19 protein-coding genes are annotated in these 20,936 nt (G+C 67.8%); 9 read left to right on the top strand and 10 right to left on the bottom strand.

Going from position 1 to position 20,936, the window contains the following annotated elements:
* From LJF27_RS04915 to LJF27_RS04895, 5 genes are read right to left on the bottom strand one after another with little or no spacing between them, the layout of a single operon-like run.
* Positions 1 to 750 (bottom strand): SGNH/GDSL hydrolase family protein, encoded by a 750-nt coding sequence (locus tag LJF27_RS04915; protein WP_023117128.1) that lies wholly within the window; start codon positions 748 to 750, stop codon positions 1 to 3.
* 1 nt (position 751) lies between these two features.
* Positions 752 to 1,933 carry a formate-dependent phosphoribosylglycinamide formyltransferase gene (gene purT, locus LJF27_RS04910; protein ID WP_003143178.1) on the bottom strand — a complete coding sequence of 394 codons (1,182 nt, stop codon included), beginning with the start codon at positions 1,931 to 1,933 and terminating at the stop codon, positions 752 to 754.
* Positions 1,934 to 1,970: 37 nt separating this feature from the next.
* Positions 1,971 to 2,165 (bottom strand): DUF1289 domain-containing protein, encoded by a 195-nt coding sequence (locus LJF27_RS04905; protein WP_003092660.1) that lies wholly within the window; start codon positions 2,163 to 2,165, stop codon positions 1,971 to 1,973.
* Complete coding sequence (locus tag LJF27_RS04900) at positions 2,162 to 2,686, bottom strand: gamma carbonic anhydrase family protein (protein WP_023117129.1); 525 nt, start codon at positions 2,684 to 2,686, stop codon at positions 2,162 to 2,164. Before LJF27_RS04900 ends, LJF27_RS04905 begins: the two co-directional genes overlap by 4 nt.
* Positions 2,687 to 2,723: 37 nt before the next feature.
* Positions 2,724 to 3,335 carry a CoA pyrophosphatase gene (locus LJF27_RS04895; protein ID WP_003092664.1) on the bottom strand — a complete coding sequence of 204 codons (612 nt, stop codon included), beginning with the start codon at positions 3,333 to 3,335 and terminating at the stop codon, positions 2,724 to 2,726.
* A 140-nt stretch (positions 3,336 to 3,475) separates the two neighbouring features.
* On the opposite strand from LJF27_RS04895, the gene LJF27_RS04890 reads away from it, so the two are divergent.
* The 7 genes from LJF27_RS04890 (at position 3,476) to nagE (ending at position 11,988) form a co-directional block, all read left to right on the top strand.
* Positions 3,476 to 4,030 (top strand): NUDIX hydrolase, encoded by a 555-nt coding sequence (locus LJF27_RS04890; RefSeq protein ID WP_003092665.1) that lies wholly within the window; start codon positions 3,476 to 3,478, stop codon positions 4,028 to 4,030.
* Between the two features lie 62 nt (positions 4,031 to 4,092).
* Positions 4,093 to 4,593, top strand: coding sequence for a L,D-transpeptidase family protein (locus LJF27_RS04885; protein WP_003092667.1), 501 nt, complete (start codon positions 4,093 to 4,095; stop codon positions 4,591 to 4,593).
* Positions 4,594 to 4,835: 242 nt separating this feature from the next.
* Positions 4,836 to 5,579, top strand: coding sequence for a GntR family transcriptional regulator (locus tag LJF27_RS04880; protein WP_003117452.1), 744 nt, complete (start codon positions 4,836 to 4,838; stop codon positions 5,577 to 5,579).
* Positions 5,580 to 5,595: 16 nt separating this feature from the next.
* Complete coding sequence (nagA, locus tag LJF27_RS04875) at positions 5,596 to 6,687, top strand: N-acetylglucosamine-6-phosphate deacetylase (RefSeq protein WP_023117130.1); 1,092 nt, start codon at positions 5,596 to 5,598, stop codon at positions 6,685 to 6,687.
* The gene (locus tag LJF27_RS04870) at positions 6,684 to 7,706 is read left to right on the top strand and encodes an SIS domain-containing protein (protein WP_023117131.1); all 1,023 of its coding nucleotides are present in this window, start codon (positions 6,684 to 6,686) and stop codon (positions 7,704 to 7,706) included. The genes nagA and LJF27_RS04870 overlap by 4 nt, the downstream gene beginning before the upstream one ends.
* 16 nt (positions 7,707 to 7,722) lie before the next feature.
* Positions 7,723 to 10,251 (top strand): phosphoenolpyruvate--protein phosphotransferase, encoded by a 2,529-nt coding sequence (gene ptsP / locus LJF27_RS04865; protein WP_003129848.1) that lies wholly within the window; start codon positions 7,723 to 7,725, stop codon positions 10,249 to 10,251.
* Between the two features lie 24 nt (positions 10,252 to 10,275).
* Entirely contained in the window at positions 10,276 to 11,988 is a 1,713-nt protein-coding gene (gene nagE / locus LJF27_RS04860) for an N-acetylglucosamine-specific PTS transporter subunit IIBC (RefSeq protein ID WP_003113823.1), read from the top strand.
* Between the two features lie 201 nt (positions 11,989 to 12,189).
* Here nagE and LJF27_RS04855 read toward each other — a convergent pair whose 3' ends face one another.
* The 3 genes from LJF27_RS04855 to purL all read right to left on the bottom strand — a co-directional run bounded on the left by LJF27_RS04855 (position 12,190) and on the right by purL (position 16,868).
* Positions 12,190 to 12,507 carry a YqfO family protein gene (locus LJF27_RS04855; RefSeq protein WP_003092679.1) on the bottom strand — a complete coding sequence of 106 codons (318 nt, stop codon included), beginning with the start codon at positions 12,505 to 12,507 and terminating at the stop codon, positions 12,190 to 12,192.
* 179 nt (positions 12,508 to 12,686) lie between these two features.
* Entirely contained in the window at positions 12,687 to 12,965 is a 279-nt protein-coding gene (locus tag LJF27_RS04850) for a CDGSH iron-sulfur domain-containing protein (RefSeq protein ID WP_003113822.1), read from the bottom strand.
* 6 nt (positions 12,966 to 12,971) lie between these two features.
* Complete coding sequence (purL, locus tag LJF27_RS04845) at positions 12,972 to 16,868, bottom strand: phosphoribosylformylglycinamidine synthase (RefSeq protein WP_023117132.1); 3,897 nt, start codon at positions 16,866 to 16,868, stop codon at positions 12,972 to 12,974.
* Positions 16,869 to 17,154: 286 nt separating this feature from the next.
* On the opposite strand from purL, the gene mltF reads away from it, so the two are divergent.
* Entirely contained in the window at positions 17,155 to 18,627 is a 1,473-nt protein-coding gene (gene mltF, locus LJF27_RS04840) for a membrane-bound lytic murein transglycosylase MltF (protein WP_003104806.1), read from the top strand.
* Between the two features lie 13 nt (positions 18,628 to 18,640).
* Here the strand turns inward: mltF and LJF27_RS04835 are convergent, their stop codons facing one another.
* The gene (locus LJF27_RS04835; RefSeq protein ID WP_003113820.1) at positions 18,641 to 19,225 is read right to left on the bottom strand and encodes a DUF2239 family protein; all 585 of its coding nucleotides are present in this window, start codon (positions 19,223 to 19,225) and stop codon (positions 18,641 to 18,643) included.
* A 125-nt stretch (positions 19,226 to 19,350) separates the two neighbouring features.
* The gene (locus LJF27_RS04830; RefSeq protein WP_003105913.1) at positions 19,351 to 20,607 is read right to left on the bottom strand and encodes an aromatic amino acid transport family protein; all 1,257 of its coding nucleotides are present in this window, start codon (positions 20,605 to 20,607) and stop codon (positions 19,351 to 19,353) included.
* Positions 20,608 to 20,669: 62 nt separating this feature from the next.
* On the opposite strand from LJF27_RS04830, the gene LJF27_RS04825 reads away from it, so the two are divergent.
* A complete protein-coding gene (locus LJF27_RS04825; RefSeq protein WP_152959661.1) occupies positions 20,670 to 20,909 on the top strand; it encodes a hypothetical protein in 240 nt (79 codons plus the stop codon).
* The last annotated feature ends 27 nt before the right edge of the window (positions 20,910 to 20,936 follow it).

Genomic DNA, 20,936 nt, shown 5'->3' with positions numbered 1-20,936 from the left:
TCAGACTACCGCGACGCCGCCCTTCTCCCTCGCCGCCAACCAGTCGGCGAGGGCCCCGGCCCAGACCTGGTAGCCCAGCTGCGACGGATGAAAGCCGTCGATGGCCAGGTAGCCCGGAAGCAGGTCCAGCGAGATCGGGCAGTAGCCGGCGCCGGTCGCGCCAGCGAGATCGCACAGCGCCTCGTCGAGCAGCCGCCCGCGCCACCCCAGCAGGGCCCGCAGCAACCCGGGCAAGGCGGAAAAATGCTGCAGCGGCGGCACCGCGGTGCAGGTCACCTGCGCGCCGGCCGCCTGGAAGCCGTCGATCAGGGCCGCGCAGTCGGCGCGCCAGCGTTCGAGGGAGCGCAGGCTGGTGGTGTCATTGACGCCGAAGACCAGGATCACCTGGTCGAAGAAACGTCCCGCCACCTGCGGTAGCAGGCGTTCGCGCGCCTCGCCGCTGGTGATACCGTTCTCGCCCAGCGCCTGCCAGGCCACCGGGCGCCGCAGACGCTCGCCCAGCGCCGCGGCCAGGCGGCCGGCCAGGGCGTAGTCCAGGCAACTGGCGCCGACCCCGGCCACTGTCGACTCACCGAACAACAGCAAGCGCAGCGGCTCTTCGGCACCGGCCCCACCGACCAGCCCTTCGCGAGGTCCCGCCGCGGGCGCCAGGCGCAAGGCTCGGCGGCGGGTGCGGATAGCCAGCGGCACCGCCAGCGGCAGCAACGGCAGAGCCGCCGCCCACCAGGCCAGCGTTGCCAGCCGGCGCATCTCAGAGTTCGACGCGAACCGCCTGGGCGGCCCGGGTCGCCTTGGCGCAGGCGGCGTCGATCGACTCGTCGCGCGCCAGGGCCACGCCCATCCGCCGCTGGCCATCCACTTCCGGCTTGCCGAACAGGCGTAGCGCCGTATCCGCCTCGCTCAGCGCGGCGCCGAGGTTGGCGAAAGCGACCTGCCGGGACTTGCCTTCCACCAGGATCACCGCCGAGGCCGACGGGCCGAGCTGGCGGATCACCGGGATCGGCAGGCCGAGGATCGCCCGCGCGTGCAGCGCGAACTCGGAAAGATCCTGGGAAATCAGGGTCACCAGGCCGGTATCGTGCGGACGCGGCGACACCTCGCTGAACCACACCTGGTCGCCCTTGACGAACAGTTCGACGCCGAACAGCCCGCGTCCGCCGAGGGCCTCGGTCACTGCCCGGGCGACCCGCTCGGACTCGGCCAGGGCCTGCGCGCTCATCGCCTGCGGCTGCCAGGACTCGTGGTAGTCGCCCTTGACCTGGCGGTGACCGATCGGCGCGCAGAAAGTGGTGCCGTCGACGTGGCGCACGGTGAGCAGGGTGATTTCGTAGTCGAAATCGATGAAGCCCTCGACGATCACCCGGCCCTTGCCGGCGCGCCCGCCTTCCTGGGCATAGTCCCAGGCCGCCTGCAGGTCGTCGGGGCCTTTCAGGACGCTCTGGCCCTTGCCCGACGAACTCATGATCGGCTTCACCACGCAGGGGTAGCCGACGCGCTCGACGCCACGGCGGTAGTCCTCGAAGGTATCGGCGAAGTGATAGGGCGAGGTCGGCAAGCCGAGTTCCTCGGCAGCCAGCCGGCGGATACCCTCGCGGTTCATGGTCAGTTGCGCGGCGCGGGCGGTGGGCACCACGGTGTAGCCTTCGGCCTCCAGCTCGACCAGGGTCGCGGTGGCGATGGCCTCGATCTCGGGCACGATGTAGTGCGGCTTCTCCTGCTCGATCACCGCGCGCAGGGCGGCGCCGTCGAGCATGCTGATCACGTGGCTGCGATGTGCCACCTGCATGGCCGGCGCGTTGCCATAGCGATCGACGGCGATCACTTCGCAACCCAGGCGTTGCAGCTCGATGGCGACTTCCTTGCCCAGCTCGCCGGAGCCACAGAGAAGGACGCGGGTCGCGCTCGGCGACAGGGGGGTACCGATACGGGTCATGGAAGAACCTCGGAAATGAAAGAAAACGGAATCCGCTTCAGGCGGAACCGCTGACCAGCCCTTGCGCCTTGGCGCGCTCGAAACAGCGACCGAGCACCTCGCGGCGCTCGTCGTTGCTCATCAGGCCCCAGCGGGTGATCTCGGCCGCCGTGCGCTGGCAGCCGATGCAGATGTCCTGCTCGTCCAGCGCGCAGACATGCACGCAGGGCGAAGCCACCGGTCGCTCGTTCACGCCGGGTCCTCGACGAGGTCGCAGGCGTAACGGCGGGCATTGTGCACATAGTGGGCGGCGCTGGCCTCGAGCATCTTCTTCTGCGGCTCGCTCAGCTCGCGCACTACCTTGCCCGGCGAGCCCATCACCAGCGAGCCGTCGGGAATCTCCTTGCCCTCGGGAATCAGCGCGTTGGCACCGATGATGCAGTACTTGCCGATCTTCGCCCCATTGAGGATCACCGCGTTGATCCCCACCAGGCTGTAGTCGCCCACGCTGCAACCATGCAGCATGGCGTTGTGGCCGACGGTGACGCCCTTGCCGAGGGTCAGCGGATAGCCCATGTCGGTGTGCATCACCGAGCCGTCCTGGACGTTGCTGTGCTCGCCGATATAGATCAGCTCGTTGTCGCCGCGCAGCACCGCGCCAAACCAGACGCTGGCGCCGGCATCCAGGCGAACCTTGCCGATCACCGCTGCGCTGGGCGCGATCCAGCTGTCGGGATGGGCTTCGACGCGGGCATCGCCCAGGCGGTATTTCATCGCGATCTCCTCATGGCCGGGGTCTGCGCCCCGTCGGTCAACTCAGTTTGATGAACGAAGCCGGCGGCGTGTGCAGGTCGATGGGGTCGTCGTACAGCAGGTTGACCAGCTCCACCACCATGATGGCCGTCAGGCCCCAGATCTTGAACTCGCCGAAGCGATAGCTGGGCACGTACCAGCTGCGGCCGAAGTAGTCGATACGGTGGGTGACCTCGCGCGGGTCGTCGCGAAAGAAACTCAGCGGCACGTTGAACACCGCGGCGATCTCACCGTCGTTGGGCTGGTACTCGACGAAGTCGGGAATGAAGGCGACATAGGGAGTGACCTCGATGCCATGCCGCGAGACCAGGGTGCTCAGCGGCCCGACCACTTCCACCAGGCCCGGCGGCAAGGCGATCTCCTCCTCCGCCTCGCGCAGGGCGGTGCGCACCAGGTCGGCGTCTTCCGGGTCGCGCCGCCCGCCGGGGAAGGCGACCTCGCCGCCATGGGTGGACAAACCGGCGGCGCGCAGGGTCAGCACCAGCTCCGGATCGTCGCTGCGGGTGATGGGCACCAGCACGGCCGCTTGGGGGAAGCGCTGGTCGGTATCCAGTTGGCGGGGGCGGTGCGCCTCGATGCGTTGGCGCAGCTCGTCGAGCGTGCAGTTCATACTGCCGGGGTTTCCGAGGTCTTGTCGTTTCCCCGAGATCATGGCACGAAAGCCCCGGCCAGCCCACCCCTCCCGCACGGGGCCTTGTCGCCTCCCGGCCAGCCGAGCAAGATAGGCCTTTCCCCGAAGAAGAACCTGGCATGAAATTCTGCAGCCTGTGCGGCGCCACGGTGGTCCAGCGCATCCCGGACGGCGACAACCGCCTGCGCTACGTCTGCGACGCCTGCCACACCGTGCACTACCAGAACCCGCGTATCGTCGCCGGCAGCCTGCCGGTGTGGGACGGCCAGGTCCTGCTCTGCCGTCGCGCCATTGCGCCGCGCCTGGGCTACTGGACGCTGCCGGCCGGCTTCATGGAGAACGGCGAGACCCTCGCCCAGGCGGCGGCCCGCGAGACAGAGGAAGAAGCCAACGCGCGGATCGGCGACCTGCAGCTCTATACCCTTTTCGACCTGCCGCACATCAGCCAGGTCTACCTGTTCTTCCGCGCCGAGCTGCTCGACCTGGATTTCTCCGCCGGCGATGAAAGCCTGGAGGTGCGGCTTTTCGACGAAGCGGAGATTCCCTGGTCGGAGCTGGCTTTTCCGACCATCGGCCGTACCTTAGAATGCTACTTCAGCGACCGCCGCGAAGGCTGCTTCCCGGTGCGCAACGAAGCCATTGCACCTATGCTGGCTTCCTATAAGAAAGACTGAACGCCAAACACTCGAACACCGCCGCCGTTGCGGCTCAAGGGAACATCGGGGATTTCACTTCCATGCGCTGGTTGCTTGCTTTGCTGTGCTTGACCTTCGCCAGTCTGACCCAGGCCAATGCCGCGCCGAGCCTGGAAGGCAAGGTGGACAAGGTCCTGGTGCTCAAGTCCGAGCGAAAACTGCTGCTCCTCAACAAAGGCAACGTCCTGAAAAGCTACCGTGTCTCGCTGGGCAAGCGCCCGACCGGCCCGAAGCTGGCCGAAGGCGACAACCGCACCCCGGAAGGCTTCTACTGGATCGACTGGCGCAAGACCAGCAACAACTACAACCTCTCCATGCACATTTCCTACCCCAACGCCCGCGACGTGGCCAAGGCCCGGGAAAAGGGCCTGCCGGCCGGTGGCATGATCATGATCCACGGCACCCCGCTGGATGACGAATACCCGGAGTGGTACTTCTCCACCCTGGACTGGACCAATGGCTGTATCGCCATGAACAACACCGACATGCGCGAAGTCTGGAGCGTGGTGAAAGACGGCACGCTGATCGAGATCCGCCCCTGACAGAACCAGGCTGATACCACTCGTCAGCCGTCAGCCACGCCAGGAACGCCGCCGCGAGATTTTCCGGCGGCGTTTTCTTTTATCCGTCAAACCCTTGCATCCCTTACTCAGGCCGAGTCAATCGACGGGACGGCTGGCTGACGCGTGCGCGACGCACAACTGGCATTGACGTGGTATTCAAGTGGTATTAGTTTTCCCAGCATTACCGGGCGACAACAACACAATCCGCATCGGAACCTCTCATGAAGACAGCCCACGACCTGCTCCTGGCCCTGCGTCCCGACGAGGCGCAACCCACCCCCCTCTATCTGCAGCTGGCGCGCAATCTCGAGAGCGCGATCCATGCCGGCCAGTGGAAAGCGGAGGAAGCGCTGCCCTCCGAACGCAACCTCAGCGAAACCCTGAACATTTCCCGCGTCACCGCGCGCAAGGCCCTCGAAGTACTCTTCGAGCAGGGCCTGATCCGCCGCAACCAGGGCTCCGGCACCTTCATTACGCCGCGTCTCGAACAACCGTTGTCGCGTCTCTCCAGCTTCAGCGAGATGCTCCGCCTGAAAGGCTTCACCCCCGGCTCCACCTGGCTGGAGCGCGGCATCGCCCTGCCCACCCACGACGAACTGATCCGCCTCGGCCTCTCGCCGACCGAGAAGGTCACGCGCATGAAGCGCCTGCGCAAGGCCGACGGCACGGTGATGGCGATCGAGAACAGCACCCTGCCGGCGCGCCTGCTGCCGGACCCGACAGCGGTCGGCGATTCCCTCTACGAATACCTGGACGGCATCGGTCGCCCAGTGGTCCGCGCCCTCCAGCACGTGCGCGCGATCAACGCGTCCGCGTCCGATGCCGCGCTGGTCGGCATCGCGCCGGGCACCGCGATGCTGCTGATGACCCGGATCGGCTACCTCGAGGACAACACCCCGATCGAGCTGACCGACACCTACTGCCGCAACGACTACTACGACTTCGTCGCCGAACTGCGACGCTGACCGACACGGAGCCGCCATGCTCGAAGGCAACATTCTCACCCCGCAAGGCTGGGTCCTCGGCCGCCTACACATCCAGGACGGGCGTATCCAGCGGATCGAAGGCAAGCCCTGCGATCCGGCCGGCAACGCCGATCCGTACCTGCTGCCAGGCTTCATCGACCTGCATGTGCACGGCGGCGGCGGCCGCGACATCATGGAAGGCGGCGACGCCTTCGCCACCATCGCCCGCACCCACCGGCGCTTCGGCACGACCTCGCTGCTGGCCACCACCATGACCGCACCGCGCGAGGAGATCGCCGACATCCTCAGCCAGCTCGGCGCTTACTGCCGCCGCTCGCTGGAGGGCGGTTCACGGATACTCGGCGTGCACCTGGAAGGCCCCTACATCAACTCCGGCAAGCTCGGCGCGCAGCCCAACTTCGCCCATGCCGCGGTGCTCGAGGAAGTCGAGGACTACCTGCGCCGCGCGCCGATCCGGGTGATCACCATCGCCCCCGAGATCGCCGGACACCGGCCGCTGATCCGCGCCCTCGCCGAGCGCGGCGTACGCCTGCAGATCGGCCATACACTGGGCAGCTACGAGGATGGCGTGGCCGCACTGGAAGCCGGCGCCAGCAGCTTCACCCACCTCTACAACGCGATGACCGGCCTGCACCACCGCGAACCGGGTATCGTCGGCGCGGCCCTGGCCCACGCACGCTACGCCGAGCTGATCCCCGACCTGCTGCATGTCCATCCCGGCGCCATCAGGGTGGCCCTGCGTTCGATCCCGTGCCTGTACTGCGTGACCGACTCCACCGCCGCCGCCGGCATGCCCGACGGCCAGTACAAGCTCGGCAGCCACACGGTGACCAAGTGCCTGGGCGGCGTGCGCCTGCCCGACGGCACTCTGGCCGGCAGCACCCTGACCATGGACCAGGCGCTGCGCAACCTGGTGAAGATCGGCCTGCCCCTGGCCGAAGCCTCGCAACGCCTTTCGCAATTCCCCGCCGATTACCTCGGCCTCGCCGAGCGCGGCCGCCTGGCGCCCGCAGCCTGGGCCGATGTGGTGCGCCTGGATCGCTCCCTGGAACTCGACGCCGTGATGGTGGAAGGAGAACTCGAATGACTTCGCTGATGCTCGAGGAAGCGCTCTCCGCCGCCACGGTGGCGAGCCGTCAACTGGCCGTGCTCGACGCCTGCCTGCCGGCGCTTGGCCAGCGTCTGCGGGAGGTCGATCCGAACCTGGCACTGACTGTCGCGCGCGGCAGCTCCGACCATGCCGCCAGCTACTTCGCCTACCTGGCCATGCAGCACGCCGGCTTGCCGGTGGCCTCGCTGCCCATGTCGGTAGTGACCCTGAACCGCTCGCCACTGCGTGTCGCCGGGCAGGCCGTCTTCGCTTTCTCGCAGTCCGGGCAGAGCCCCGATCTCGTGGACAGCCTGCGCATCCTGCGCGAACGCGGCGCCCTGGGCATCGCCCTGGTGAATGCCGAAGATTCGCCGCTGGAAGCCGCCAGCGAATTCGTCGTGCCGCTCTGCGCCGGCACCGAGCGCAGCGTCGCAGCGACCAAGAGCTTCATCGCCACGCTCAGCGCCAGCGCCCGCCTGCTCGCCCACTGGCAGCGAGACAATGCCCTGCTGGCCGCCGGCCAGGGCCTGGCGGCCGGGCTGGAGCAGGCCGCCAGGCTCGACTGGTCGCCGGCCATCGAGGCCCTGCGCGACTGCCAGCGGCTGATGGTGATCGGTCGCGGCGCCGGCTACGCCATCGCCCAGGAGGCCGCGCTGAAATTCAAGGAAACCTCGGCGATCCAGGCCGAGGCCTTCAGCAGCGCCGAGGTCCGCCATGGACCGATGGCGCTGGTCGAGGAGCGCTATCCGCTGCTGGTGTTCGCTCCCCGCGGCCCGGAGCAGGAAGGCCTGCTGGCGCTCGCCGAGGATATGCGCCAACGCGGTGCGCAGGTATTGCTCGCTGCCCCGGACGACATCGCCGAACGCGACCTGCCGCTGCAGCGCGCCGCGCATCCGGCGCTCGATCCGATCCTGGCGATCCAGAGCTTCTACGTCATGGCCGCCGGCCTGGCCGAAGCCCGCGGCATGGACCCGGACCAGCCACGGCACCTGAGCAAAGTCACCCGAACCCACTGAGCCTGAGCGCGCGCCCATGAACAACAAGAATCTCGCCCTCAAAGCGCCCCTGAGCGGCCCCGTGATGCCGCTCAACCGAGTACCCGACCCGGTGTTTTCCAGCGGCACCCTGGGCGAAGGCATCGCCATCGACCCACTCAACGACTGCCTGCACGCGCCCTGCGCCGGGCTGGTCAGCCACCTGGCGCGAACCCGCCACGCGCTCAGCCTGCGCGCCGACAACGGTGCCGAGCTGCTGCTGCACGTCGGCCTCGATACCGTACAGCTGCAAGGCGAAGGCTTCGAGGCGCTGGTCGAGGAAGGTGCGCGGGTGATCGAGGGCCAGCCGCTGCTGCGCTTCGACCTGGACCGCGTCGCCCGCGGCAGCCGCAGTCTGATCACGGTGATGATCCTGACCAACGGCGACGGCTTCCAGGTACGCCCGCTGACCACCAACCCGGTGGAGGTCGGCGCGCCGCTCCTGCAACTGAGTCCGGAGAAGGCCGAGCAACGTCCGGCCAATCCCGCGCCTGGCGAAGGCTCCGCGCAGCGCCAGGTCCGCGGGCGGGCGCGGGTCGCCCATCATGGCGGTCTGCACGCACGCCCGGCAGCGCTGCTACGCAAGACCGCGCAGGGCTTTTCCAGCCAGGCCGAACTGCACTTCGCCGGGCAGGTGGCCAGCGTCGACAGCCTGGTCGGCATCATGGGCCTGGGGGTCGCCGAACAGGACGAGGTAGAGGTGATCTGTCGCGGCGAAGACAGCGAGGCGGCCCTCGGCGCCCTGCTCGCGGCCCTCGCCAGCGCCACCGCGGGGGCTCCGAAGGATGCCCCGCGCGCCATCGCCCCGGGCGAGCCGGCGCGACCTGCGGCTGTCGCCGGTACCCTGGCCGGCGTCTGCGCTTCGCCCGGCCTGGCCAGCGGTCCCCTGGCGCGGCTCGGCGCCATCAGCCTACCGGCGGATGACGGCCGGCATCGTCCCGAGGAACAGCACCTCGCCCTGGACCAGGCCCTGCAACGGGTGCGCGACGACGTACAGGGGAGCCTGCAGCAGGCCAGGCTCGGCGGCGACGAGAACGAAGCGGCGATCTTTTCCGCGCATCTCGCGCTGCTGGAAGACCCGGGTCTGCTGGACGCCGCCGACATGCTGATCGACCAGGGCGTCGGCGCCGCCCACGCCTGGCACCGGGCGATCCAGGCCCAGTGCGAGATTCTCCAGGCGCTGGGCAACCTGCTGCTGGCCGAGCGCGCCAACGACCTGCGCGACCTGGAAAAACGCGTGCTGCGGGTACTGCTCGGCGACACCGCGCCATTGCGGGTGCCTGCTGGCGCCATCGTCGCCGCCCGGGAGATCACTCCCTCCGACCTCGCGCCGCTGGTGGATGCCGGCGCGGCTGGCCTGTGCATGGCCGAAGGCGGCGCCACCTCCCACGTGGCCATCCTCGCCCGCAGCAAGGGCCTGCCGTGCCTGGTGGCGCTCGGCGCCGGGCTGCTGGAGCTGGAGGAAGGCCGGCAGGTGGTGCTGGACGCCGGCCAGGGCCGGCTGGAACTCAGCCCCGACGCTCGACGCCTGGAGCAGGTCGCCTTGCAAGTGGCGCAGCGCGAGGAACAACGCCGCCGCCAGCAGGCCGATGCGCAGCGCGAGGCGCTCACCCGCGACGGCCGGCGCATCGAGATCGGCGCCAACGTCGCCTCGCCGCGCGAGGCCGCCGAAGCCTTCGCCAACGGTGCCGACGGGGTCGGCCTGCTACGCACCGAGTTTCTCTTTCTCGAGCGCCGCGCCGCGCCCGACGAAGAGGAGCAGCGCAACGCCTACCAGGAGGTCCTGGACGCCATGGGCCAGCGCAAGGTGATCATCCGCACCATCGATGTCGGCGGCGACAAGCACCTCGACTACCTGCCGCTGCCGGTGGAAGAAAACCCAGCACTGGGCCTGCGCGGCATCCGCCTCGGCCAGGCGCGCCCGGAGCTGCTCGACCAGCAGTTGCGCGCGCTGCTGAGGGTCGAACCACTGGAACGCTGCCGGATACTGCTGCCGATGGTCAGCGAGGTCGATGAACTGCGCGCCATCCGTGGCCGCCTCGGCGAGCTGGCCACGCAGTTGGGGATCGAGCGCCTGCCCGAACTCGGGGTGATGATCGAGGTGCCCTCCGCCGCCCTGCTCGCCGATCAACTGGCCGAACACGCCGACTTCCTCTCCATCGGCACCAACGACCTGTCGCAGTACGCCCTGGCCATGGACCGTTGCCACGCCGGCCTGGCCGACCGCATCGACGCCCTCCACCCGGCGCTGCTGCGACTGATCGCCCAGACCTGCGCCGGAGCAGCCCGCCACGGCCGCTGGGTCGGCGTCTGCGGTGCGCTGGCCTCGGACCCGCTGGCGACACCGGTACTGGTCGGCCTCGGGGTCGAGGAATTGTCCGTCGGGCCGAACCTGGTCGGCGAGATCAAGACCCGGGTGCGCCAGCTCGACGCCGCTGAATGCCGCCGCCACGCCCAGGCGCTACTGGACCTGGGCAGCGCCCGGGCGGTGCGCGACGCCTGCCTGCAACACTGGCCGCTGGCCTGACAAGAACAATCGGAGACCACCGCCATGCCCCCGTTCCTGATCGAAAGCCTGCAACGCCTGGGCCGCGCCCTGATGCTGCCGATCGCGATCCTGCCGATCGCCGGCCTGCTGCTGCGCCTGGGCGACGTCGACCTGCTCGACATTCCGCTGGTCCACGACGCCGGCAAGGCGATCTTCGCCAACCTGGCGCTGATCTTCGCCATCGGCATCGCCGTCGGTTTCGCTCGCGACAACAATGGCACCGCCGGCCTCGCCGGCGCCATCGGCTACCTGGTGATGATCTCGGTGCTCAAGGTGATCGATCCGGGCATCGACATGGGCGTGCTCTCCGGCATCATCAGCGGCCTGGTGGCTGGCGCCCTGTATAACCGCTTCAAGGACGTGAAGCTGCCGGAATACCTGGCGTTCTTCGGCGGCCGCCGCTTCGTGCCGATCGCCACCGGGATCAGCGCGGTCTGCCTGGGCCTGCTGTTCGGGGTGATCTGGCCACCGCTGCAACAGGGCATCAACGGCCTCGGCCAACTCATGCTGGAAAGCGGCAGCTTCGGCGCCTTCGCCTTCGGCGTGCTGAACCGCCTGCTGATCGTCACCGGGTTGCACCACATCCTCAACAACCTGGTGTGGTTCGTCTTCGGTAGCTTCACCGACCCGGAAACCGGGCGCGTCGTCACCGGCGACCTGGCGCGCTATTTCGCCGGCGACCCGAAGGGCGGCCAGTTCATGGCCGGGATGTTCCCGGTGATGATGTTCGGCCTGCCCGCCGCCTGCCTGGCGATGTACCGCAACGCCCGTCCGGAGCGGCGCAAGCTGATCGGCGGGCTGCTCCTGTCGATGGCCTTGACCGCCTTCCTCACCGGCGTCACCGAGCCGGTGGAGTTCGCCTTCATGTTCCTCGCGCCGCTGCTCTACCTGCTGCATGCGCTGCTCACCGGCCTGTCCATGGCCCTCACCGACCTGCTCGATATCCGCCTCGGCTTCACCTTCTCCGGTGGCGCCATCGACCTCGCCCTGGGCTGGGGCCGTTCCACCCACGGCTGGATGCTCTGGCCGCTGGGCCTGCTCTATGCCGGCATCTATTACCTGGTGTTCGACTTCTGCATCCGCCGCTTCAACCTGAAGACCCCGGGCCGCGAAGACGACGCGAGCAGCGAATCGGGCGACAACGCCGAAGCCGAGCGCGCCCCGGCATTCATCCGCGCCTTGGGTGGCGCAGCCAACCTCGAAGTGGTGGACGCCTGCACCACGCGCCTGCGTCTGCGCCTGGTCGACCGCAACAAGGCCTCGGACGCCCAACTCAAGGCCCTCGGTGCGATGGCCGTGGTACGTCCGGGCAAGGCCGGCAGCCTGCAGGTGGTGGTCGGCCCACAGGCCGACAGCATCGCCGACGAGATCCGCCGCGCCCTGCCCTTCGATACGCAACCGGGCGAAGCCGTACCGCCGCTGGGCAGTCCGCACACAGCCGAAGAGGTGGTGGCGATGCAGGCCACCGTCGACGCCGCCGAAGCCCAGGCCTGGCTCGGCGCCCTCGGCGGCGCCGGCAACCTGCGCGAGGTACGGGACGTCGCACTGACCCGCCTGCGGGTCAGCGTGGCGGACGAACGCAAGCTGGCCACCGAGCAACTGCGTCGTCTCGGCGGACAGGGCGTCAGTTCCCTCGCCGGCGGCATCTGCCATATCCTGGTGGGCCCCCGCGCCGCGGCCCTGAGCCAGGCCCTGCAACCGCTGCTGCGGCGCTGACGGCAGGAGGGCTGGACCTCGGCCAATCGGCGGATAACCGCCAAGCGGTTATTCGCCCCACGCCACAGCTCCCCCGTTCGGGTTCGATAATCGCGAAGCGGTTGTTCGCGCCACGCCACAGCCCCGGGTCGGGCTCTCCCCGTGAGGCGGATAACGAAAAGGGCGGCCACTGGCCGCCCTTCTTGCTTGTCCGAGGAAAACTCAGAAGACCATGTCGGTCAGGCGCCAGACTTCGTAGGCCGGGGTCTCATAGGGATGCGCCGCCTTCAGCGCCTTGACGCTGGCGTGGATGAGCTCGTCGGCCACCACCAGCTCCACTTTCCACTCCGCCACGTGCTCGACCTGGCCGACCTGGCCCAGGTAGGGTTGGCTACCGTCCAGGGGCCGGAACTGGCCCTGGCCAAGGGACTGCCAGCAGCAACTGTCGTACGCCCCGATGCGCCCGCCACCCGCGGCGAACACCGCTTGCTTGACGACATCCAGATGGCTCTCAGGCACATAGAAACACAGCTTGTACATCGTTTTCTCCGCACGAATCGAATGCTGCACCAGGCGGTCGGTGGTTGTGCGACTGCCGACGCCAAATAATGGCACTTTGCCTTGACATGATGAATATTTGACGCTGCCTTTACGACAGATAAGCGCAACATTTGTTCGCTCGTCACAACACCTTCGTGCGGGCGTTCACAGATTTACGTTCAGCCGCGGAAACGCCGCCACCTGGCCTTCAGCCCGGAGGCGGAAGGCGCATGGCTGCCGTCGCAATACGGCAGGTCGGCGGAGCGCCCGCAGCGGCACAACAGCAACAGGCGCTCGCGGGTCGCGTGGAGCGTCAGGCCGTTGCGGCAGTCGGCGGGACAATCGGGAAGCGAAGCCGAAGCCCCGCAGGTACAGAGCCGCAAGGTGTCGCCGGGAGAGACCCGGCGAACCTCGGGAAGAAGGTCGGGCGACGAGTTGGAGTCCGCATCGCCCGCCATGCCGGATCAGTCCACCCAGACCCGGGCGTTGCGGAACATGCGCAGCCAGCCGCCGTCTTCCTGCCAGTCGTCCGGACGCCAGGAATTCTGCACGGCGCGGAACACCCGCTCGGGGTGCGGCATCATGATGGTGACCCGGCCGTCGCGGCTGCTCAGCCCGGTGATGCCGCGCGGCGACCCGTTGGGGTTGGCCGGGTAGGCTTCGGTGACCTTGCCGTGGTTGTCGACGAAACGCAGCGACACGCAGCCGGAAAGGTCGGCCTCGAGCAACGCTTCCTCCGACTCGAACTCCGCATGGCCTTCGCCATGGGCGATGGCGATCGGCAGGCGCGAACCGGCCATGCCCTGCAGGAAGATCGACGACGACTCCTGCACCTGGACCATCGCCACCCGCGCCTCGAACTGCTCGGAACGGTTGCGCACGAAGTGCGGCCAGAACTCGGTGCCGGGAATCAGCTCGTGCAGGTTGGACATCATCTGGCAGCCGTTGCAGACGCCGAGGGCGAAGCTGTCCTTGCGCGCGAAGAACGCCTGGAAGCCGTCGCGGGCGCGGGCGTTGAAGAGGATCGACTTGGCCCAGCCCTCGCCGGCGCCGAGCACGTCGCCGTAGGAGAAGCCACCGCAGGCCACCAGGCCCTTGAAGGCGTCCAGGTCGACCCGCCCGGCGAGGATGTCGCTCATGTGCACGTCGATCGCGGCGAAGCCGGCGCGGTCGAACGCCGCGGCCATCTCCACCTGGCCGTTGACGCCCTGCTCGCGGAGGATCGCCACTTTCGGCCGCACGCCCTTCTTGATGTAGGGCGCGGCGATGTCGTCGTTGACGTCGTAGCTGAGCTTGATCGACAGCCCGGGGTTGTCTTCGTCCAGCAGCGCGTCGAACTCCTGCTCGGCGCAGTCGGCGTTGTCGCGCAGACGCTGGATCTGGTAGCTGGTCTCGCTCCAGATGCGTTGCAGGATGCGGCGCTGGGCGCTGTAGACGGTCTCGCCGTTGTAGTTCAGGTTGATCTCGTAGCCGTTGACCGGCTGGCCGATCACCGCCACGCAGTCGTCGAGACCGGCGGCGCTGAACTGCGCGAGGACTTCCGGAGTGGCGCCCTCGCGAACCTGGATCACCGCGCCCAGTTCCTCGCTGAACAACACGGCCGCCAGCTCTTCGCGGCTATCGGCCAGGGCATCGAGGTTCAGCTCGACGCCGCAGTGACCGGCGAAGGCCATCTCCAGCACGCTGGTGATCAGGCCGCCGTCGGAACGGTCGTGGTAGGCGAGGATATGGCCGTCGGCATTGAGTCCCTGGATCACCGCGAAGAAGGCTTTCAGGTCCTCGGCGTCGTCGACGTCCGGCACGGCGCGGCCGAGCTTGCCGTGGACCTGGGCCAGGATCGAGCCGCCGAGACGGTTCTTGCCGCGGCCGAGATCGATCAGGATCAGGTCGGTCTCGCCCTTGTCCAGGCGCAGTTGCGGGGTCAGGCTCTGGCGCACGTCGGCGACCGGGGCGAAGCCGGTGACGATCAGCGAGACCGGAGAAGTGACGCTCTTGTCCTCGCCATTGTCCTGCCAGCGGGTCTTCATGGACATCGAGTCCTTGCCCACCGGGATGGTGATGCCCAGTTCCGGGCACAGTTCCATGCCCACGGCCTTGACCGTGTCATACAGGCGCGCGTCCTCGCCGGGGTGGCCGGCGGCGGCCATCCAGTTGGCGGAAAGCTTGATGTCGGACAGCTTGCCGATACGCGCGGCAGCCAGGTTGGTGACCGTCTCGCCGATGGCCATGCGTCCGGAAGCCGGGGCGTCCAGCAGCGCCAGCGGGGTACGTTCGCCCATCGCCATGGCCTCGCCGGTGTAGACGTCGAAGCTGGTGGCGGTGACGGCGCAGTCGGCCACCGGCACCTGCCAGGGCCCGACCATCTGGTCGCGGGCCACCAGCCCGGTGATGGTGCGGTCGCCGATGGTGATCAGGAAGCTCTTGCTGGCCACGGCGGGATGGCGCAGGACGCGCTCGACGCTTTCCTGCAGCTCCAGCCCGGCGGCGTCGAAATCGTCGCCCAGCTCGGCCTCGCGGGTAACCGCGCGGTGCATGCGCGGCGCCTTGCCGAGCAGGACTTCCAGCGGCATGTCCACCGGCTTGTTGTCGAAATGGCTGTCGGCGACGGTCAGCTGGCGCTGCTCGATGGCCTCGCCGACCACCGCGAACGGGCAGCGCTCGCGCTCGCAGATGGCCTTGAAGGTCTCGAAGTCGGCGGCGTCCACCGACAGCACGTAGCGCTCCTGCGACTCGTTGCACCAGATTTCCAGCGGGCTCATGCCCGGCTCGTCGTTGGGCACCGCGCGCAGCTCGAAGCGACCGCCGCGGCCGCCGTCGTTGATCAGTTCCGGCAGGGCGTTGGACAGGCCGCCGGCACCGACGTCATGGATGAAGCTGATCGGGTTGCGCTCGCCGAGCTGCCAGCAGCGGTCGATCACTTCCTGGCAACGTCGCTCCATTTCCGGGTTGTCGCGCTGCACCGAGGCGAAGTCGAGGTCGGCGGAGCTGGCGCCGGTGGCCATCGAAGAGGCGGCGCCGCCGCCCAGGCCGATCAGCATGGCCGGGCCGCCAAGGACGATGAGCTTGGCGCCGACGCTGATCTCGCCCTTCTGCACGTGTTCGTCGCGAATGTTGCCCATGCCGCCGGCGAGCATGATCGGCTTGTGGTAGCCGCGCACTTCCTCGCCGTGAGGGGTAGCGATCTTCTGCTCGAAGGTACGGAAGTAGCCGGTCAGCGCCGGACGGCCGAACTCGTTGTTGAACGCGGCGCCGCCCAGCGGGCCCTCGATCATGATGTCCAGCGCGGTGACGATGCGCTCGGGCTTGCCGTAGGGCACTTCCCAGGGCTGTTCGAAACCGGGGATCTGCAGGTTGGACACGGTGAAGCCGGCCAGGCCGGCCTTCGGCTTGGCGCCGCGGCCGGTGGCGCCCTCGTCGCGGATCTCGCCGCCGGAACCGGTGGAGGCACCGGGGAACGGCGCGATGGCGGTCGGGTGGTTGTGGGTCTCCACCTTCATCAGGATCTGCACCGGCTCGCGGCTGGCGGCGTATTCGCGGGTCTGCGGATCGGGGAAGAAACGCCCGGCGACATGGCCGACGATGACCGCGGCGTTGTCCTTGTATGCGGACAGCACGCCTTCGCGGTTCATCTCGTAGGTGTTCTTGATCATGCCGAACAGGCTCTTGTCCTGGGCCTGCCCGTCGATGTCCCAACTGGCATTGAAGATCTTGTGCCGGCAATGCTCGGAGTTGGCCTGGGCGAACATCATCAGCTCGACGTCGTGCGGGTTGCGCCCCAGTTCGCCGAAGCTCTTCAGCAGGTAGTCGATCTCGTCCTCGGCCAGGGCCAGGCCCAACTCGACGTTGGCCTTCTCCAGCGCGGCGCGACCGCCGCCAAGCACGTCGACGGCGGTGAGCGGGCGGGGCTGCGCATGGCTGAACAGCTCGGCGGCGCCTTCCAGGCGGTCCAGCACCAGTTGGGTCATGCGGTCATGCAGGCGGGCGGCGACCTGTTGGGCATCGCTCTCGGACAGTTCGCCCTGCACATAGTAGGCAATGCCGCGCTCCAGCCGGTCGATCTTCGCCAGGCCGCAGTTGCGGGCGATGTCGGAGGCCTTGCTCGACCACGGCGAGATGGTGCCGAAGCGCGGCACCACCAGGAACAGCCGTCCGCTGGGCTCCTGCACCGGCACGCTCGGGCCGTATTTCAGCAGCCGCGCCAGCACCTGCTCCTCGTCGGCGGTGAGCGCGCCGGTGACGTCGGCGAAATGCGCGAACTCAGCGTACAGCCCGGTAACGGCAGGTACGTGCTGGGTCAGTTGCTCGAGCAGTTTGCCGTGGCGGAAAGCGGAAAGGGCGGGAGCGCCGCGCAGGATCAGCATTGTCGGAACAGCCTCTGGAGACGGGAAGGTGTGGGGGCCGGCCGGGCCGGCCCGCAGAGGCCGTGCATTCTACCGTAAAGCACCGTCCGGCGGCACCCGCGCCGATGGCTATCGCATAGCCCTCCATCGGATCCGCGGCGGCCCGCTTCGAAGCACTTCGAGAACGGCGCCGCAGCGCTCTGCGACGGGGCAAGCGAAACGGCGGACGAACGGTATCCCGGCGATAGCAGAGAAGGTCCCGGCTGTCGAGATATGGCGCCGTCTCGCCTTTGCGTATACTGCGCCGATGTTTGCCCTGACCGCGTACCGCTTACGTTGCGCCGCCTGGCTGTTGGCGACCGGCATCTTTCTGCTGCTTGCGGGCTGTAGCGAGGCGAAAGCCCCTACCGCCCTGGAGCGCGTGCAGAAGGAGGGCGTACTGCGCGTGATCACCCGCAACAGCCCGGCCACCTACTTCCAGGACCGCAACGGCGAAACCGGTTTCGAATACGAACTGGCCAAGCGCTTCGCCGAGCGTCTCGGCGTCGAGCTGAAGATCGAGACCGCCGACAACCTCGACGACCTCTATGCCCAGCTTTCCCGCGAGGGCGGCCCGGCGCTCGCCGCGGCCGGCCTGACCCCGGGACGCGAAGACGACGCCAGCGTGCGCTACTCGCACACCTACCTCGACGTCACCCCGCAGATCATCTACCGCAACGGCCAGCAGCGCCCGACCCGCCCGGAAGACCTGGTCGGCAAGCGCATCATGGTGCTCAAGGGCAGCAGCCACGCGGAGCAGCTCGCCGAGCTGAAGAAGCAGTATCCCGAACTGAAGTACGAAGAATCCGATGCTGTCGAAGTGGTCGACCTGTTGCGCATGGTCGACGTCGGCGACATCGACCTGACCCTGGTCGACTCCAACGAACTGGCGATGAACCAGGTGTACTTCCCCAACGTCCGCGTCGCCTTCGACTTCGGCGAAGCCCGCGGGCTGGCCTGGGCCTTGCCGGGGGGCGACGACGACAGCCTGATGAACGAGGTCAACGCGTTCCTCGACCAGGCCAAGAAGGAAGGCCTGCTGCAACGCCTGAAGGACCGTTACTACGGGCATGTCGACGTACTCGGCTACGTCGGCGCCTACACCTTCGCCCAGCACCTGCAGCAACGCCTGCCGCGCTACGAAAGCCACTTCAAGCAGAGCGGCAAGCAGCTGGATACCGACTGGCGCCTGCTCGCCGCCATCGGCTACCAGGAATCGCTGTGGCAGCCCGGCGCCACCTCCAAGACCGGCGTGCGCGGCCTGATGATGCTGACCAACCGGACCGCCCAGGCGATGGGCGTGTCCAACCGGCTCGACCCGAAGCAGAGCATCCAGGGCGGCAGCAAGTATTTCGTGCAGATCCGCAGCGAACTGCCCGAGAGCATCAAGGAACCGGACCGCAGCTGGTTCGCCCTGGCCGCCTACAACATCGGCGGCGCGCACCTGGAAGACGCGCGCAAGATGGCCGAGAAGGAAGGCCTCAACCCGAACAAGTGGCTGGACGTGAAGAAGATGCTGCCGCGCCTGGCGCAGAAGCAGTGGTACGCCAAGACCCGCTACGGCTATGCGCGCGGCGGCGAGACCGTGCACTTCGTACAGAACGTGCGGCGCTACTACGACATCCTCACCTGGGTGACCCAGCCGCAGATGGAAGGCAGCCAGATCGCCGAGAGCGGGTTGCACCTGCCCGGCGTGAACAAGACGCGCCCGGAAGAAGACAGCGGCGACGAGAAACTCTAGCCGCCCCCTCCCCTCAGGATTCTCCGTCGCTTGCCAGCCAGGCGGCGTGCTCGCGCACATCGGTCGGCCAGCCGGCGATCCGCTCGGCGAAGCCCTCGCGATCCCCGGCGAACAGCGCACGCGTCGCCTCCTCGAAGCCCGGCAGGTCGCCGGCCATCGCATTCATGAAATGGTAGGCGCGCTCCTGCGCCTGCCGCGCACGCCCGGACTGGCTGCGGCGCGCCTCCTCGACCAGCTTGCGCAGCGCCACCGAGGCGCCCCCGGGCTGCGCGGCGAGCCATTCCCAGTGGCGCGGCAACAAGGTCACCTCGCGCGCCACCACGCCCAGCTTCGGCCGCCCGCGCCCGCGCGGCGCGGCCTCCTCCGCCGGTTGCCGCTCGCCTGCGACGACCAGGCGCGCCAGCAGGTCCTCGCTGGAACCACGGATATCGAGATCGACGGAGCGCCCAGTGGCATTGTCGAATACCAGCAGCGGTCCGGCTGCACCGCCGGCGACCGCTTGCTTCAAGGCCAGCGCGACCTCCGGCAGCGCCGCCGTCAGCAGCCGGCGCGTGCCGTCGAAGCAGGTGAAGGATTGGATGTATGGATCATTGGCCATGACAGGCTCCCATGGATGGAACGCCCGAATAATACCCGGATATAAATAGAGCAACAATATTATCCGGATAAAATAAATCCCATGAAAAAGGCCGCCCTATGGCGGCCTCTTCCGGCAGCGATGACCTACCAGCCGGCCGGCAGCAGGTTCATGGCGCTACAAATGGCGTAGGCGGCGCTGGCCAGGTAGATCGTCACGATCACCGCCTGGATCGCCGGATGGGCGATCCAGCCGCATTTCCAGGCCGGCTCGAAGTCGCCGTTCCTACGCGCCGAGCGCAGCATCAGGATCGGCATGATCGAGAGAATCACCCCGCTGAAGGCCCCGGCGAAGTACAACGCGTTGACGAAGCCGACCAGCCCGCTGTAGGCCAGGACGAACGGCGGCAGCGCGACGATCGCCAGCACCAGCAGGCGGGTCTTCGGCCGGTTCTCCGGACCGAGCTTGTGGAACTTGTCGAAGATGTTGGTCAGGAAGCTACCGCCCAGGCCCCAGTAGGACGTCAGCATGGCGCACAGGGCGAAGGTGTTGGCGGTGAAGAAGGCCCATTCGCCGAGCGCCTTGCCCCAGGCCAGGGTGGCGACTTCGGACTGGTTCTCCAGGCCGGTCAGGGCGATCACCGAGAGCGGCACGATGCTGAGCAGGACGAAGGTGGTCAGCATCCCGGTGATCACCGCCTTCGGCAGGCGCTCCGGGGCGTGGCTGAAACCACGGGCCATCTCCGGGACGATGTACTGGGCGGAGAAGCAGAACACCGCGATGTTGAATACCGGCACCATGTAGATCCAGTCGCCGTCGAGCAGACGGGCGAACTCGGTATTGTCGTTGAGCAGGGTGGCCGCCACCAGGATCAGGATCATGCTGACCATGCCGATGCTGATGAACTTCTCGCCCTTGCCGATGGCGCTCAGCCCCAGGTACAGCACGCCGGCGGCCGGAATGAAGAACAGCACGCTGCCCAGGGCCGGGCTGATACCGAAGAAGGCGCTGAGGATCTTGCCGCTGCCGCTCATGTAGGCGATCAGCGCGCCGATGCTGTTGACCGCTACGGACAGGAAGATCGCCCAGGCGCCGAAGGAGCCGACATAGCGCTGGGCAAGGCCGCTCAACTGGTTGTGGGTGCGCGTGCGCAGGGCGGTTTCCGAGACGTAGAGCATGGAAATGGTGGTGAACAGGCCGGCCACCGCCAGCCAGAGCAGCAATGGCATGAAGCCGGCCTTGCGGCTGGCGTAGGCCATGGACAGCACGCCTGCGCCGATGTTGGTTCCGACGATCATCGCCACCGCCTCGAGGAACGTCAGGCGCTTGACCTCCAGTCCCGAGGAATCGACGGCTTCCGCCCCGGCGTGATCCTGATACTGCTGGACCCGGGTATCACTCATGACAACAACTCCCTGCATTTCGAATTGGCATTGTGCGGGAGGCGGCCAGGACCGCCGTACCGATGGCCTTCTTCGAGGACAATGCAGGGCCGGGAATCGCGGACGCCTCCGGACCGGCCGCGCTTTTCGGCTGCGCGGTCCGGCGGGGGTATCCGCAGGCGGGCTCGCTCTCACCTGAAGCCATTGCCTGCGGGCCGCTTGCTCAAGCGGCCGTGCAAAATATCACACAATTCGACGAAGGAAGCGCGCGGCGACTACGACTTTACGCCTATGCCGATCGTCCGAAATATCCGGATAAATAATTGATGCAGATGGCTTTTGAAGGAGAG

The organism is Pseudomonas sp. 203-8, assembly GCF_020708595.1.
Classification (GTDB): Bacteria; Pseudomonadota; Gammaproteobacteria; order Pseudomonadales; family Pseudomonadaceae; genus Pseudomonas; species Pseudomonas aeruginosa.
The sequence above is the reverse complement of the archived record's forward strand: the minus strand, read 5'-3'. Positions and strand labels throughout refer to the sequence as shown.